Below are 15537 nucleotides of genomic sequence, written 5' to 3' on the forward strand. Positions count from 1 at the left end.
TATCCTTGGAGATCCTCATGCAGTCCATCCATCCTCGCGTACGCATCGGCTCGCTCACATCGTGCAGGCGCATGCGCGGCTTCACCCTGGTCGAGTTGATGGTGGTGATCGTCATCATCGGCCTGCTTGCCACCGTGGTGATGATCAACGTGATGCCCAGCCAGGACCGCGCGATGGTCGAGAAAGCGCGTGCCGATGTGGCAGTGCTGGAGCAGGCGCTGGAAACCTATCGCCTGGACAACCTCAGCTACCCGAGCACCGAACAGGGCTTGCAGGCACTGCTCAACGCGCCGAGCGGATTGACCCGGCCGGAGCGCTATCGCCAGGGTGGCTACATCCGCCGCCTGCCGGAAGATCCGTGGGGCCATGCGTATCAGTACCGTCGCCCGGGCCGCAGTGGTGGCTTCGATGTGTATTCGTTCGGCGCCGATGGCGTGGAAGGCGGCGACGCCGACAATGCCGATATCGGCAACTGGCGCTGAGTTGCAACGGTGCTCGCGCAAACGGCCACTGCAAGACGATCACTTGTGCGCATGTCGCCTGCGCGCACACGCGGTTTCACCTTGCTCGAACTGCTCGCAGTGCTGGTGATCACCGCACTCGCCAGCACCTTGGTGGTGATGACCTTGCCCGATACGCGGCGCGATCTGCACGACCAGGCCGATGCGTTGGCCAGCGCCCTGCTGCACGCACGCGACGAGGCGATCCTGAGCCTGCGCATGGTCGAGGTGACCGTCGATGCGGGTGGATATGCATTCCGACGTCAGGCGCAGCAGCGTTGGGTGCCACTGGATGAGAAACCCTTTACCGCACTGCGTTGGCCAGCTGGCGTGCAGACCGCGTTGCCGGTTGGCGGCACGCAAGTGAGCGTGCGTTTCGATCCTACCGGCGCGGCCACGCCGCAACGCATCGCGCTGGCTGACGGTCAACAGCAGGTGCAGGTCTTGGTGGATGCAGCCGGCGTGGTGCGGGTCGATGCGCCACAACGCTAATCGCCATGACAGCGCCGGATTCTCGCTGCTCGAACTGATGGTCGCGCTGGCGATCTTCGGTATGGCCGTGGTTGGCTTGCTGAATTTGTCCGGCGAAAGCACGCGCACTGCGGTGGTGTTGGAAGAGCGTGCGTTGGCTGCGGTGGTTGCAGAGAATCAGGCAATCGAAGCGATGCTGGCGCCCACGGCCGCAGCGCTGGCACCGGCGAATGGGCAAGAGACCTTGGGTGGCCGCAGGTGGGACTGGCAGCGAAAGTCTATGCCGGCCGGCGGCGCAGGCATTGTGCGGATCCAGGTGCAGGTGCGGGCCGCAACGCATGCGCAGGAAATCGCCAGCCTCAGCGTCTTGCGGAGCGCCGAATGATCCGCGCACGTCGTGCCGCAGTGTGTACCCGTGGCAGTGCCGGCTTCACCTTGATCGAGCTGCTGGTTGCACTGGCGGTGTTCGCACTGGTGGCGGTCGCGGCAGTGGTGGTGATGCGGCAGAGCATCGATCAGCGCGATGCGGTACGTGCGCGCCTGCAGCAGATTCGCGAGTTTCAACTTGTGCATGGTCTGCTGCGCAGCGATCTGCAACAGGCCGCTGTGCGGCGCACGCGCAACAGCGAGGGCGGCCCAGCACGTGACGCGTTCATCGCAAGCCCGCCCGGTGCGCCCGGGCCCTTGTTCGGTTTTGTGCGGCGCGGTTGGAGCAATCCGGATCAGGCGCCGCGTGCGTCGTTGCAGTATGTGGAGTACCGCGTGGTCGATGGACGCCTGGAGCGCAGTGCACGCCCCGCGCTCGATGGCGCAGTTGCCGGCACGCCGCAGGTGGTGTTGCACGGTGTGCGCTCTGCAGTCGTGGGCTTTCATTACCGCGCGCAATGGAGCGATGGCTGGAGCGGCGGGCTCGAAGCATTGCCGGATGCGATCTCGCTGGAGCTGGACCTGGAGCAATGGGGCCGCGTGCGGCAGCTGTTCCTGCTGCCGGAGGGACGCGGATGAAAGCCTTGAACGCAGGGACGCAGCAACGCGGCGTCGCACTGCTGACGGTGTTGTTGCTGGTCGCAGTGATGACGCTGCTGATAGTCGCGGTGCTGGACGATCTGCGCTTCGGTCTGCGTCGTAGCGGCAATGGCGAGGCGATGACGCAGGCGCAGTGGTACGCGCTGGGCACCGAAACCATTGCGCGGCAACGTCTGCAGGCATTGGCCAGGCGCGACCCGATGCGCACAACGCTGGAGGGCGGCTGGAACGATCAACCGATCACCTTCCCGCTGGACGACGGCGCGGTGAGCTTGCGTCTGCGCGACCGCGGCGGCTGTTTCAATCTCAACAGTGTGGTCGCCGGTGCTCCCGAGCAATGGCAACGCAACGACGACGGTGTACGCCAATACATCGCGTTGCTGCAGGTGCTCGGCATCGCGCCGCAACAGGCGCAGGCCTTGAGCGATGCGCTGGTGGACTGGATCGACAGCGACAGCCAACCCGGTGCGCAGGGCGCCGAAGACGGTCGTTACCTGCAACTGGCAGTGCCGTTGCGCACCGGGGCAGCCTTACTGGCCGGCGTCAGCGAACTGCGCGCCATCGCCGGCTATACGCCGCAGGTGATCGCGCAATTGCGGCCGTATGTGTGTGCATTGCCGGAGGGGCGCTTGTCGCCGATCAATATCAATACACTCAGCCTGGAAGATGGGCCGGTGCTGGTGGCGCTCACCGAAGGCGCGTTGGAGCTGCCAGCTGCGCGACGCGTCATTGCCGCGCGGCCGGCCGGAGGATGGCGCGACGCCAAGACGTTCCTGAGCCAGCCCGCGCTGATACAGGCCGAGCCCTCCAACGCCGTATTGGAACAATTCGCACTACGCACCAGCTATTTCTCCCTCTACAGCCAGGTCGACCATGCCGGCGCGCAGGTCATGCTGGATGCCTTGTTGCAGCAAGATCCTGCGGGGCGTGTGCGGCTGGTGGCACGCCAATGGAGTTCCGACGAATGAGTACCACCTTGCTGTTGCTGACCGACGATGCCACTGCGCAAGCCATTGCCGTGCACGTCGATGCGCACGGCCAGGTGCTGTCGCAACGCGCGGCCAGCGCGCCGTTTGACGCGTCTGCACGCAGCGTGCTGGTGGTGCCGGGCGTGGACGTGCAGTTGCGCTGGCTGACATTGCCGGGGCGCAGCACCGCGCAATCGATAGCCGCCGCACGCCTGCAACTGGCCGAGCATCTGGCCGTGGAGACGCAGACCTTGCATGTGGTGATCGCCGAGACTGCCGAAGCCGATGGCACGCGCCTGGTGGCTGCGGTGGAGAGCGCGGTGATGCAGCAGTGGTTGGCGCGCGCAGCGCAGCTAGGCGTCACCCCCGATGCCGTGGTGCCCGATTGCCTGCTGCTGGAGCCCGGTGCCGACGGTACGGCAGCCGTGATGGACTGGGATGGCCGTTGGCTGATCCGTGCCGCAGGCCTGGCCTGCAGCCTGGAGCCCGAGGCTGCACGCATGCTGCTGGGCGAGCGCGCACCGGTACAGCCACCAACGCCTGATCCTGCGCTGGTGATCGCCTGCTTTGCCCAATGCGCCACACGCGCGCCGATCAATTTGCTTCAGCAGGCATTCGCTGCAAAGCCGGCCACTGCGCAGATGGTCAGGCCGCGTCGTCTTGCAGCGTTGGCCGCGCTGGTGTTGCTGTCGCCACTACTTCTGTTGCTGGCGCAGACACTGCGCTACGAGATCGGTGCGCGCATGCTGCAGTCGCGCTCCGCCGCGCAGTTGGGCGTGTACGACGCAGCGGCGGTGCCGGCAGCGCTGCAGGCACGTCGGCATGTGGGTGCGGCGGTCGATACCCTGGCGGTGCAGCTCGGCACCTTGTTCGCCGCGGTCGATGCCATTCCCGCTGCCGAACTGGATCAGCTCGACTATCAGTCGGCACAGCCGTTGCGGGCCACACTGCTGCATACCGATGCCGCCAGCGTGCAGCAACTTTCCGTGCGGCTGGCAGAGGCAGGATGGAGGTTGCAACCAGGCACCAGCCAGAGCGAGGACGATCGCCTGCGCACGCCATTCGTGCTGGAGCCAGTGCAATGAGTGCAGGTCTGCAACGCGGGATGCAGTGGTGGCAAACGCGTGCGCCGCGCGAGCGGGTGATGCTGGGCGTGACGTGCGCCGCAGTGGCCGCGTTCGTCGGTTGGTATGCGCTCTACCTGCCGCTGCGGCACTGGCGTGTACAGGCGCAGGCGCGTTACGCAGATGCGGCGCAGTTGGTGCTGGATGCATCCGCGCAGGCATCGGCAACCAAGCGCCCAGCCGCAACCGGCAAAGCCGCGCTGGCCGACATCATCGCAAGCAGCGCACGCGATGCCGGTGTCGGCATCAGCTCGCAGCAGCGCAGCGCTGCGGGCGGTGTGGAAGTGAAGATCGATGCGGTGAGCACCACCACCTTGTTCGCCTGGCTGGAACGGCTGCGGCAAGCGCATGGCCTGGCACCGACACAGTTGAGCATCGTGCGCGACCAGGGCCAACTGCGGGTACGCTGCGGATTTGCGGAGCCCGCACCGTGACGCGCACGCGTTGGATTTTGGTATTTGCACTGATGTTATTGGTCGCGTTGCTGGCATGGCTGCCACTGCGCCTGGTACTGCCACGCGAGGGGCTGCCGTTTTCGGTGCTGGACGTGGAAGGGCCGGTGTGGGCCGGCACGTTGCGGCAGGTGCAATGGCAGGGCATCGCATTCGGCGATGTCGCGGTGCGGCCACGCGTCTTGCCGTTGTTGCGTGGCGAGCGCCAGGTGCACCTGCAGACCACGCAGCTGCAGGTGCACCTGGTGGATGGCACGCAACACGGCATTCGGGATGCGCAGGGGCAGTTGTTGGTACGCCAGCCTGCGGGGATGACCTTGATCGATCTGGCATTGGAACTGCAGCAGGTCGATCTGCTGTTCGATGCCACCCGCTGCGTGCACGCACGCGGGCGGGTCAGCCTGCAACTGCTGCCGAGTGGGGCGGGCGAGCTGCCGGGTTTGCCGCCGCTGCGGTTATCCGGGCAACCGGTGTGCGTGGACGACACCGCAGTGCTGACACTACTGCCGGACGCCGCGCTGCCTGCAGGCGTGCAGGCAAACGTGCAGCTGCAACTGTGGCGCGACGGACGCTGGCAGCTGCAGTCGCGCGTCGATCCCGGTCAGGACGCGGTGCTGGGCGTGGGCCTGCAACTGCTGGGCTTTACCGCCACGCCCGAGCGCACGTTGTTGCGCATCGATCAGGAGCAATTGCGCTGAGAGCGGCTTCGCAGCTTACGCACCGGGTGATCGGTCTTCTGCACCATTAGCGTGCATGCGTGATGGCCTGTGGCTTCGTCCAGGCCGACTTGACGGCGCGCACAGCTAGCCTGCTGACAACGTTGTCGGCGTAGCGCAGCCTGTAGTCATTGCTGCCGTTAGCTGGTTGCGTTGGTGAGACATCGACGCCGCTTTCGACACGCAGGAACGCCTGAATATGGACTGTGACGCAGCTTCCAGCGAATGCGGTGCGTCTGGCACATTTCGCCTGGAACAAAAATTGGTCTGGTAATGGCGAATTGGTCATTGACTGGTCCTGTGACAACGATACCCGGGATGCACCCGAATGATCCTGAGCGCACCCATAAAAACCCTTGGATAAAGGATGTGGCTCCAGTCGCGATGAGCGATCAAACACTTTCGATAGTGACTGTTGACAGAATCTTTTAAAGACCATAAGAATCAAATCTACTGAATTGGTATTTGCCAGTCAGGGCCGTTGATCAGCAATGGCACGCGATGTCCGTCCTGGGAGGGAGGCGGCATCGGCACCCACGGGGGGCCGTACGGGGTGTGTCTCAAACAACAGATCGCAGGCGGTTCTGGATGTCCGGGACTGGGGGCCTGTGCGCGTGTGGGTGGGTTGCCCAACGCCGGGATCTGTCATCGCTGATCGATCGGAATGCCAGTCGCGTCGTCGTCCAGCCATTCCACCTCAGGATCTCCCATGTCACCTGTCTCGCGTGCCTCGTTGCGTTGTTGTTCGCCTTCCTCGCTGTCCATCGCCATCGCGCTGTCGCTGCTTGCCTGCGGCGCCAGCGCGCAGGCGCAGGAGTCGCCGCCTGCAGACGCTGCGCAGATTTCCCAGCTCGATACGGTCAAGGTCACCAGCTCTTACCAGAAGAGCCTGATCACCGCGATGGACAACAAGCGCGACGACGTGCGCATGACCGATGGCATCTCGGCGCAGGACATCGGTAAGTTCCCCGCCGAAAACATCGCCGAGGCGATCCAGCGCATTCCCGGTGTGCAGATCTCCACCATCAACGGGCGCGGTTCCACCATCAGCGTGCGTGGCCTGGGGCCGCAGTATTCGGCCACCACCATCAACGGCCAGGTGATCAAGAGCGCCGATTTCACCGATGGCTTCCGCTACGACATCATCCAGCCGGAAGTGGCGGCCGGGATCGAGGTGATCAAGTCGCCGTCGGCCGACATGGATGCCGGTGGGTTGTCCGGCACGGTCAACATCAACACCACCAAACCGCTGGACTACAAGCAGACCAAGCTGCTGTTTTCGGCCAAGGCGCAATACGCTGAATTTGCCGGCGGCGCGCCCACGCCCAAGGGCGTGCTGACCTATATCGACCAGTTCAAATTCGGGGGTGGCGATCTGGGCGTGTTCCTCAGCGCCGGGTATCAGAAGCTCAAGGATCGCGCCGATTATCTGTGGATCGACCGCTGGTATACGCAGCAAACCGACGCCGGCACCTTGTACATTCCACGCCGCCCGCGCTACCGCTCGATCGAGCGCGAAACCACCCGCAAGATGTTCAACGGCGGGCTACAGTGGAAGCCCAGCGATCAGCTGGAAATGAACCTCACCGCGCTGTATTCGCAGGACAAGACCGCCAACGACATGAACCAGTTGGTGTACTCGTTCGAGCGCAGCCCGCTGACCGTGCTGCAGACCAACGGGCTCACTGCCACGCAGGTGTCGGCGTCGGACTACTGGCTGGAAAACAACCGCCAGATCGAACAGCACGATCTGTCCACGCGGCTGCTGACCTACGACTTCAAGTGGAAGGGCGATGCCTGGACCTTGAGTGGCGCGGCCAATTACACCGAAGGCAAGACCGACGAAAACGAGCGCGCGGCGATCCTGGGCCGCAAGCCGACCTCGACGCTGCTGGACACCTCGAATTCGGATGCGATTTCGCTGATCACCGATGCCGACGCCACCGATGCCAGCGCCTGGGACAAGGCCAATCTGGTGCGTAGCGAATATCCCAATGGCGGCATCCAGTCGCTCAGCAACAAGGAATGGTCGTTGCAACTGGATGCCGAGCGTTATCTGGATATGGGTGCGTTGAACGCGGTGCGCTTCGGTGCCAAATACCGCCGCGAAACCTTCGACCGCGATGTGCGCCGGCGCGATTTTCTGTATCTGCTCAGGACCGGTGCCGTGTCGGGCTTCGACATGTTCCCGGAACTGTCGGCCGCCAACAGCACGGTGAGCAACTTCCTCGACGGACAACTCGCCTCGCAGGACAGCTGGGTCACCCCGGACATCGCGGCCTACGCGCGCTCGCTGGCGGCTGCCGGCATCACCGTGCCGGTGCTGTTCGCCCCGCAAAGCAGCTACAGCATCGAGAACGACATTTCATCGGCCTATGTGATGGCGCGCATCGATACCGACATCGGCAGCATGCGCCTGCGTGGCAACGTGGGCATGCGGTATGAAAACACCAAACGCACCACCGACACCTACCTCACCCAGGCGCAGGCAGCCAGCGACGACGCCAACGTGGTGATCGGTACCGCGCGCGCGCCGTACGACTATTCCAACTGGTTGCCCAGCCTGAATCTGGTGCTGGACATGCGCGAGGACCTGCTGCTGCGCTTTGCCGCCGCCAAGGTGCTGGTGCGGCCGATCCTGGACAGCAATACCGCCATTGCTTCGACCATTTCCACCGGCACCAATACCGGCGGCACCACCACGTTCATTGTCACCCAGGGCCAGACCGATCTGAAGGCATTGACCGCCGACCAGGCCGACCTGAGCCTGGAGTGGTACTACGGCAACGGTGGCGCGCTCACCGTTGCTGGGTTCTGGAAGAACATCAAGAACGGTACCTTCAACAGCATCGTCTGCCCGGGCGCGTTCAACGGCACCGCACTGTCCAGTAATGCGGCCGGCGACTGCGTGGACGGCGGCGGCAACATCTACGAGATCACCGCCACCACCAACGATCCGAGCAAAGTCAAGATCCGCGGTTACGAGCTGGGTTGGACACAATCGCTGGATGCGTGGTTGCCGATCGATGGCTTCGGCGTGACCTCCAACTTCACTCGGGTGATTCCACAGCGCGATACGGCATTCCAGATCCGCAATCTGTCCGAGCAGACCTGGAACGCCACCGCATACTGGGAAAGCCAGCATTATTCGGCACGCGTCTCGCTCAACCATCGCAGTGAGTACGAGCAGGACAGCAGCGACAGCTTCTTCGCGCGCGAAGGCCACACCATGAAGGCGCGCACGCAGCTGGATGCGGTGCTCGGGTATCAGGTCAACGACAAGCTCAGCTTCCAGCTGGGTGGTTTGAACCTCACCAACCGTACCGAAGAGGCCTACAAGGACATCACCAGCCGTTGGCAGATGACTGGCGTTACTGGTCGCAGCTACTACCTGTCGATGCAGTGGGACATGCTTTGATGGCGGGGGAGGGCGCGCAGCGCCAGTGTGCACGGCTGCGTGCTACAGCACGCATTGAATGCAATGCTGCAGCTGTTGTGGGAGCGCACTTCAAAGATGCTGCGGGTGTTGCTGCTGCGCGTCGTTCGCAGGGGATGTACGCAATGCTGTTGATCGGGCACTGCCATGCGCAGGCGTGACTTCCTCGCCGGTAGCGTCTGTGCCTCGTCGTTGCTCGGGGTTCCGACGCTGACTCTCGGCATGGCGAGCGCTGCAACTGCAGGCTCTGGTGTTACCGGAAAGCCGCGTCCCACTCCGCCGCCATCGGTCAAAGATGGCAGTGGCCAATGGCTGGATCTGGACGAAGGCTGGCGGTTCCATGACGGCGATCTGCCGTTCCCGCGCCTGCTTGCGCAGGACGAGACCTACGACAACGCCAAGGCCGGCCGGGCCTGGGGCGCGGCGGCGCCGGACTTCGACGACACCGGTTGGCGGCAGCTGCAACTGCCGCACGATTTTGTGGTGGAGCAGCCGGTGCGCGCCGACGCCAATATCGCGCAAGGCTATCGCCCGCGCGGTATCGCCTGGTACCGGCGCACGCTGCGGCTGGACGAGTCGGCGCGCGGCCAGGCGGTGGAGCTGCGTCTGGACGGCATCGCCAGCCATGCCACCGTGTGGGTCAACGGCATGCTGATGGCGCGCAGCTGGAGTGGCTACAACGGGTTGGTGATCGACCTCACGCCGGTCGCGCGCTACGGCAACGCCTTGAACAACATCGCCATCCGTGTGGATGCCGATGCGATGGATGGATGGTGGTACGAAGGCGGCGGCATTTACCGGCACACCTGGCTGGTGTTGCGGACGCCGTTGCACATCGCTGGCGATGGCCTGGCAGCGGTGCCGCGCGAAGGCCCGGGCGATGTCTGGCAGGTGCCGGTGGAGCTGGAGCTGGTCAACAGTGGCGAGCAGCCTGCCGAGGCCTGGGTAGATGTCGAACTACGCGATGCACGTGATGTTGTGGTGGCACATGGCGAGACGCAACTACGCGTCGCTACATTCGGCACTGCGCAGGCAAAAGTGAGCGTCTCGGTCGCGCAGCCGCAGCGCTGGAGCGTGGACACGCCGGTGCTGTATCGCGTGGTGGCCAGCGTGCGCGGGGAAGACGGCCGCAGCGATCATGCCGAGTGCGAGATCGGTTTTCGCAGCCTGCGCTTCGATGCCGACCACGGCTTTTTCCTCAACGGCCGCGCGCTCAAGATCAAGGGCGTGTGCCTGCATCAGGACCATGCCGGCGTCGGTGTGGCGCTGCCCGATGCCTTGCATGCGTTTCGCCTGCGTCGCCTGAAATCGATGGGCTGCAATGCCATCCGCCTGCATCACGCGGTGGCGCCGGAACTGCTGCAGGCCTGCGACCGGCTGGGCATGCTGGTGATGGCCGAGAACCGCTTGTTCAACCCCGCACCCGAGTACGTGGCGCTGTTGCAAACGATGGTGCGGCACCAGCGCAACCATCCCAGCGTATTCCTGTGGTCGCTGCTCAACGAAGAGCCGCTGCAGGGCACCGCCATCGGCTACGCCATCATCGCGCGCGCGGCCAACGCGGTGCGTGCGCTCGACGACACCCGCCCGATCACCGCCGGCATGAACGATGGCATGTTCGCCACGCGCGGCGCAGCCGATGTGGTGGACGTGCTCGGCTTCAACTATCGCCAGTACAACTACGACCGCGTGCATGCCGCGCGCCCGCGCACGCCGATGCTGTCCAGCGAAGACACCAGTGCGTTTCAAACGCGCGGGGCGTGGTTCACCGATCTGGATGCGCACGTGGTGGCCGAAGACGACAGCTTGGCCGCCGACTGGGGCAATACCCATCGCCTCGCCTGGCAGCTGATTGCCGAGCGCCCGTTCGTTGCCGGCAGCTTCGTGTGGACCGGCTTCGATTATCGCGGCGAACCCACCCCGTTCGAATGGCCATCGGTGGGCTCGTTCTTCGGCATCATGGACCAGTGCGGATTTCCCAAGGGTGCGTATTGGTTGCGCCGCGCCTTGTGGATCGACGATGCGCCGGTGCTGCATCTGTTGCCGCACTGGAACTGGCCGGGCCGCGAAGGTCAGGCGATCAAGGTGATGGCGTTCTGCAATGCCGCGCAGGTGGAGCTATGGCTCAACGGCCACTCGCTGGGAAAACAGGCGGTGGATCGCGCGCAGATGAATCAGTGGCAGGTGCAGTACGCGCCGGGCGTCCTCGAAGCGGTGGCTTGGCGCGATGGCCGCGAGGTGGCACGCACGCGCGTGGAAACCACCAGCCCAGCGGTTGCGCTGCGATTGACGCCCGACCGCGCGCAACTACGCGGCGATGGCCGCGACGCGCAGCCGGTGACCTTGGAGGCGGTGGATGCGCAAGGCCGCCACGTGCCCGATTGCAATGCAACGCTGACGCTGCAGATCAGCGGCGGCCGGCTGCTGGGCGTGGGCAATGGCGACCCGAATGCGCACGCACCCGATCAGGCCACGCAGGTGGCCTTGTTCAACGGACTGGCGCAGGCCATCGTGCAGGCAGGGAGCGGTGTCGGCGTACTACGCCTACAGGCGCGCGCCGCAGGACTACAAGATGCGGTGGCCGAGATCGCCTGCACGGCGGTGCCGCTACCAGCGGCTGTGGCAGTGACCGCACCAGTGATGGTGGTCGAAAGCTGGCGCCACACTGCCGCATTCGCGCAGCCACCGGCAGCGGATCTGTCGCGCCGCCCCAACGACAACAACAGCTGGAGCAACACGCTACCCGGCACGCTGGAAACCGCACCCGAGCGCGCCGGCTACGTGCTGTACCGCACCCAGTTCACGCCGTGGCAAGGCGTGCAGACTCACGGCGGCGTGCTCGATCTGGGCCGGCTCAGCGGGCCGGCGCAGGTGTTTCTGGATGGCCACGCGGTGGCGCAAGCGGCAGCCGGCACGCCGATCAAACTGACGCTTGCGCCAGCGACCGGTGCGCGCACGCTGGCGGTGATCATGCAGGTCGCCGCCGATCAGCCGTTTGGATTCCACGACGTCGTCACCGTGCATTATCGGAACTCGCCATGATTGCTTTATCGTTTTCACCCTCGTCGCATGCGCGCCTGTTCGCTGGTGCATTGCTGAGCGCGTTGCTCGCCATTCCAGTCAGCGTGCTGGCCGCACCGCCCGCACAGGCGGTGGTGCAACGTTTGATCGGCACACGTGCCGCACAGTTCGAGATGACGATGGCGCCACGCGGCGACGGCGCAGACTGGTATCGCATCGATGCCGGTGGCGACACGGTGCGCATTGCCGGCTCCTCACAGGTAGCATTGGCGCGCGGCGCCTACGCATATCTCGGCCAGGCCGGTGCGGCGTCGATGAGTTGGGAAGGCGACCGCGTGGCACTGCCGGCGCAATGGCCCACCTACAACAGCGGCCAGGTGCGCACGCCGTTTGCGCATCGTGCCTATCTCAATACCTGCACCTACGGCTACACCACGCCGTTCTGGGACTGGCCGCGCTGGCAGCGCGAGATCGACTGGATGGCGTTGCACGGCATCGACATGCCGCTGGCGATGGAAGGGCAGGAAGCAATCTGGCAAGCGCTGTGGCGCGAGTTCGATGTGGGCGATGCTGCGCTGGCGGAGTATTTCTCCGGCCCGGCGTTTACCCCGTGGCAGCGCATGGGCAATATCGAAGGCTATCGCGCGCCGTTGCCGCAACAGTGGATCGACAGCAAGCGCGTGCTGCAGACGCAGATCCTCACACGCATGCGCGAGCTGGGCATGCAACCGGTGCTGCCGGCGTTTGCCGGCTACGTGCCCAAGGCATTCGCACAGGCACATCCGAACGCGCGCATCTACCGCATGCGCGCCTGGGAGGGGTTTCACGAAACCTATTGGCTGGATCCGCGCGATCCGTTGTTCGCCAAAGTTGCGCGCCGATTCCTTGAGCTGTACACGCAAACCTACGGCGCTGGCGAGTTCTATCTGGCCGATGCCTTCAACGAAATGCTGCCGCCAGTGGCCGACGACGGCAGCGACGTGGCCGCGGCCAAATATGGCGACAGCATCGCCAACTCCGACGCCGCACGCGCCAAGGCAGTGCCGCCTGCGCAACGCGACGCGCGCCTGGCCGAGTACGGTCAGGCGCTGTATCGCTCCATCGCCCAGGTCAATCCGCAGGCCACCTGGGTGATGCAGGGCTGGCTGTTCGGTGCCGACCGCGAGTTCTGGCAACCGCAGGCGATCGCGGCGTTTCTGGGCAAGGTGCCGGACGCGCGGTTGATGGTGCTGGACATCGGCAACGACCGCTATCCCGGCACCTGGAAGGCCTCGCAGGCCTTCGACAACAAACAATGGATCTACGGCTACGTGCACAACTACGGCGCCAGCAATCCGCTGTACGGCGACTTTGCGTTTTATCGGCAGGATCTGCAGGCCTTGCTGGCCGATCCGGACAAACGCAATCTGCGCGGCTTCGGCGTGTTTCCCGAAGGCTTGCACAGCAACTCGGTGGTCTACGAGTATCTCTACGCGCTGGCCTGGGAAGGCCCGCAGCAATCGTGGTCGCAGTGGCTCACGCAGTACACGCGCGCCCGCTACGGTCGTAGCGATGCGGCATTGCTGCAGGCCTGGTCGGATCTGGAAGCTGGCATCTACCAGACCCGTTATTGGTCGCCGCGCTGGTGGAACAAGCGGGCCGGCGCGTATCTGCTGTTCAAGCGGCCGACTGCCGACATCGTCGGCTTCGACGATCGCCCCGGCGATCCGCAACGCCTGCGCCGCGCCATCGACTCGCTACTGCAGCAAGCCGACCGTTACGCCGACGCGCCGCTGTACCGCTACGACCTGATCGAAGACGCGCGGCATTACCTCAGCCTGCACGCCGACCGCCAACTGCAGGCAGTGGTGCAGGCGTACGGCGCCGGCAACTTCGCACGCGGCGATGCGCTGTTGGCGCGCACCACGCGGTTGGTGCAAGGACTCGATGCACTGGTCGGCGGCCAACACGAAACCCTCGCCGACTGGACCGGCCAGGCGGCCGCGGCCGCGGGCGACGATGCCGCATTGCGTCGCGTGTATGTGGGTAATGCGCGCGCGCAGGTCAGCGTCTGGGGCGGCGACGGCAATCTTGCCGATTACGCGTCCAAGGCCTGGCAAGGCATGTACGTGGAGTTCTATCTGCAACGCTGGACGCGCTTTCTGAGCGCCTACCGGGATGCGCGCAAGGCCGGCACGCCGTTCGACGAAGTGGCCTTCAACAAACAGCTTGCAGCGTGGGAGCGTCAATGGGCCGAGCAGGGCACCGTTCCGAAGCGCCAGCCACCACGCGATCCACTGACCTCGCTGCGCACGTTGCTGGCGCAGGTGGATGCGCACGACGATGTGCCGAGCGCTCTGCAAAGCGACATGCAAAGCGAGGTGCAAGGAGTTGCGCACGGCGCCATGCACGGAACTGTCCAAGGCGCCGCCCAATGAGCGGATCCGTCTTGCGCTTCGTCGGCATGCATGACCGCTGCAGCGGCGATGCAATCACGCAAGCCATCGGCATCAAACGCACACCTCGCACCCACCTGCAGTGCCTGGACAAGGAACTGCAATGAGCGAACAAACACCCGCTGCTGCAGCGATCACTGCATCGCCAACGCTAACGCCAAAGCGCGAACGCTTTCTATCGCTGGACGTCTTCCGCGGCCTGACCATCTTCCTGATGATCCTGGTCAACACCGCCGGGCCGGGTGCGCAGGCGTATGCGCAGCTGACCCACGCGGCCTGGTTCGGCTTCACGCTCGCCGATCTGGTGTTTCCCTCGTTCCTGTTCGCAGTCGGCAGCGCGATGAGTTTCGCGCTGGCAACCGACACGCCGCATCGGCAGTTTCTCGGCCGCGTGGGCAAGCGCGCCGCGCTGATTTTTCTATGCGGCGTGCTGATGTACTGGTTTCCGTTCTTTCATCTGCAGCCCGGTGGGGAATGGGCATTTACCGCGATCGATCAACTCCGCCTGACCGGCGTGCTGCAACGCATTGGCTTGTGCTATCTCCTTGCCGCGTTGCTGGTGCGCTATCTGCCGCCACGCGGCATCGCGCCGGCCTGCGTGGCGCTGCTGCTGGGCTACTGGGCGGTGTTGTACGTCTTCGGCCAGCCCGGCGCCGAGTTGAGCAAGACCGGCAACGCCGGCACCCGGCTGGATCTGTGGCTGTACGGGCGCGCGCACCTGTATCGCAAAGACAACGGCTTCGACCCGGAAGGCCTGCTCGGCACGCTGCCGGCCACGGTCAACGTGCTGGCCGGCTATGTGACCGGGCGCTTCCTGCAGCGCCGCGGCAAGACCGCTGCGGCCACGCGCACGCTGCTGCTGGCCGGCGCGGGCCTGGTGCTGCTCGCGTTGCTGTGGAACCCGGCCTGGCCGCTGTCGAAAAAGCTCTGGAGCGGGTCGTTCGTCGCCTGCACCGTGGGCCTGGATCTGCTGGCCCTGGGCGTGCTGGTCTACCTGCTGGAGCTGCGCGGCTGGACCGGCGGCAGCGGTTTTTTCACCGTGCTGGGGCGCAACCCGCTGGCGATCTATCTGTTCTCCGAATTGTTCGTGGTGGTGCTGCGCCTGCTCCCGGCCGGCAGCTCCGGCCTGGACCTGTACACCTGGGCCGGTATCCGCGTCTTCCAGACCATCGCGCCGGGGCCACTCGGCTCGCTGCTATGCGCCCTGAGTTACACGCTGCTGTGCTGGGCCGTGGGCTGGTGGATGGATCAGCGGCGCTGGTACCTGCGGTTGTGAGGCCACGGCGCGTCAAGTGATGGTATGGCTGCCGATGCTTGCAGGTTGTCGCCGCCAGATCCTGCCAGCACCGGCCGCCGCGTGACGCGCGGAACCTTGCGATTCGCAGGTC

Annotated in this window: 14 protein-coding genes; 13 read left to right on the forward strand and 1 reads right to left on the reverse strand. The window is 65.0% G+C overall.

The annotated features are described in order from the left end of the window. Window positions 1-17: 17 nt before the first annotated feature. Genes gspG through gspN form a run of 8 tightly spaced genes read left to right on the forward strand, consistent with a single transcriptional unit; the run spans window position 18 to window position 5239 of the window. A complete protein-coding gene (gspG, locus tag AC1PLU_RS04070; protein WP_481095180.1) occupies window positions 18-482 on the forward strand; it encodes a type II secretion system major pseudopilin GspG in 465 nt (154 codons plus the stop codon). A 51-nt stretch (window positions 483-533) separates the two neighbouring features. Beyond that, window positions 534-992, forward strand: coding sequence for a GspH/FimT family pseudopilin (locus tag AC1PLU_RS04075; protein WP_481095181.1), 459 nt, complete (start codon window positions 534-536; stop codon window positions 990-992). Next, window positions 976-1356, forward strand: coding sequence for a type II secretion system minor pseudopilin GspI (gspI, locus tag AC1PLU_RS04080; RefSeq protein WP_481107777.1), 381 nt, complete (start codon window positions 976-978; stop codon window positions 1354-1356). The genes AC1PLU_RS04075 and gspI overlap by 17 nt, the downstream gene beginning before the upstream one ends. Beyond that, complete coding sequence (gene gspJ, locus AC1PLU_RS04085; RefSeq protein WP_481107778.1) at window positions 1353-1976, forward strand: type II secretion system minor pseudopilin GspJ; 624 nt, start codon at window positions 1353-1355, stop codon at window positions 1974-1976. The genes gspI and gspJ overlap by 4 nt, the downstream gene beginning before the upstream one ends. Next, window positions 1973-2965 carry a type II secretion system minor pseudopilin GspK gene (gspK, locus tag AC1PLU_RS04090; protein WP_481107779.1) on the forward strand — a complete coding sequence of 331 codons (993 nt, stop codon included), beginning with the start codon at window positions 1973-1975 and terminating at the stop codon, window positions 2963-2965. The genes gspJ and gspK overlap by 4 nt, the downstream gene beginning before the upstream one ends. Then, a complete protein-coding gene (gspL, locus tag AC1PLU_RS04095) occupies window positions 2962-4050 on the forward strand; it encodes a type II secretion system protein GspL (protein WP_481107780.1) in 1089 nt (362 codons plus the stop codon). The genes gspK and gspL overlap by 4 nt, the downstream gene beginning before the upstream one ends. Continuing rightward, window positions 4047-4523, forward strand: a complete 477-nt coding sequence (gene gspM, locus AC1PLU_RS04100) for a type II secretion system protein GspM (protein WP_481107781.1) — start codon at window positions 4047-4049, stop codon at window positions 4521-4523. The genes gspL and gspM overlap by 4 nt, the downstream gene beginning before the upstream one ends. A 32-nt stretch (window positions 4524-4555) precedes the next feature. Further along, window positions 4556-5239, forward strand: coding sequence for a type II secretion system protein N (gspN, locus tag AC1PLU_RS04105; RefSeq protein WP_481107782.1), 684 nt, complete (start codon window positions 4556-4558; stop codon window positions 5237-5239). Window positions 5240-5285: 46 nt separating this feature from the next. Here gspN and AC1PLU_RS04110 read toward each other — a convergent pair whose 3' ends face one another. After that, complete coding sequence (locus tag AC1PLU_RS04110) at window positions 5286-5546, reverse strand: hypothetical protein (protein WP_481107783.1); 261 nt, start codon at window positions 5544-5546, stop codon at window positions 5286-5288. 420 nt (window positions 5547-5966) lie between these two features. Here AC1PLU_RS04110 and AC1PLU_RS04115 point away from each other — a divergent pair, with 420 nt between their 5' ends. The 5 genes from AC1PLU_RS04115 to AC1PLU_RS04135 all read left to right on the forward strand — a co-directional run bounded on the left by AC1PLU_RS04115 (window position 5967) and on the right by AC1PLU_RS04135 (window position 15425). Further along, window positions 5967-8675 carry a TonB-dependent receptor gene (locus AC1PLU_RS04115; RefSeq protein ID WP_481107784.1) on the forward strand — a complete coding sequence of 903 codons (2709 nt, stop codon included), beginning with the start codon at window positions 5967-5969 and terminating at the stop codon, window positions 8673-8675. Between the two features lie 165 nt (window positions 8676-8840). Further along, the gene (gene galA, locus AC1PLU_RS04120) at window positions 8841-11735 is read left to right on the forward strand and encodes a beta-galactosidase GalA (RefSeq protein WP_481107785.1); all 2895 of its coding nucleotides are present in this window, start codon (window positions 8841-8843) and stop codon (window positions 11733-11735) included. Beyond that, window positions 11732-14131, forward strand: coding sequence for an alpha-N-acetylglucosaminidase (locus AC1PLU_RS04125; RefSeq protein ID WP_481107786.1), 2400 nt, complete (start codon window positions 11732-11734; stop codon window positions 14129-14131). The genes galA and AC1PLU_RS04125 overlap by 4 nt, the downstream gene beginning before the upstream one ends. Next, window positions 14128-14256, forward strand: a complete 129-nt coding sequence (locus AC1PLU_RS04130) for a hypothetical protein (RefSeq protein WP_481095190.1) — start codon at window positions 14128-14130, stop codon at window positions 14254-14256. The genes AC1PLU_RS04125 and AC1PLU_RS04130 overlap by 4 nt, the downstream gene beginning before the upstream one ends. Then, the gene (locus tag AC1PLU_RS04135) at window positions 14253-15425 is read left to right on the forward strand and encodes an acyltransferase family protein (RefSeq protein WP_481095191.1); all 1173 of its coding nucleotides are present in this window, start codon (window positions 14253-14255) and stop codon (window positions 15423-15425) included. Before AC1PLU_RS04130 ends, AC1PLU_RS04135 begins: the two co-directional genes overlap by 4 nt. Window positions 15426-15537 lie beyond the last annotated feature (112 nt).

This window comes from Xanthomonas sp. NCPPB 2933 (assembly GCF_056725225.1).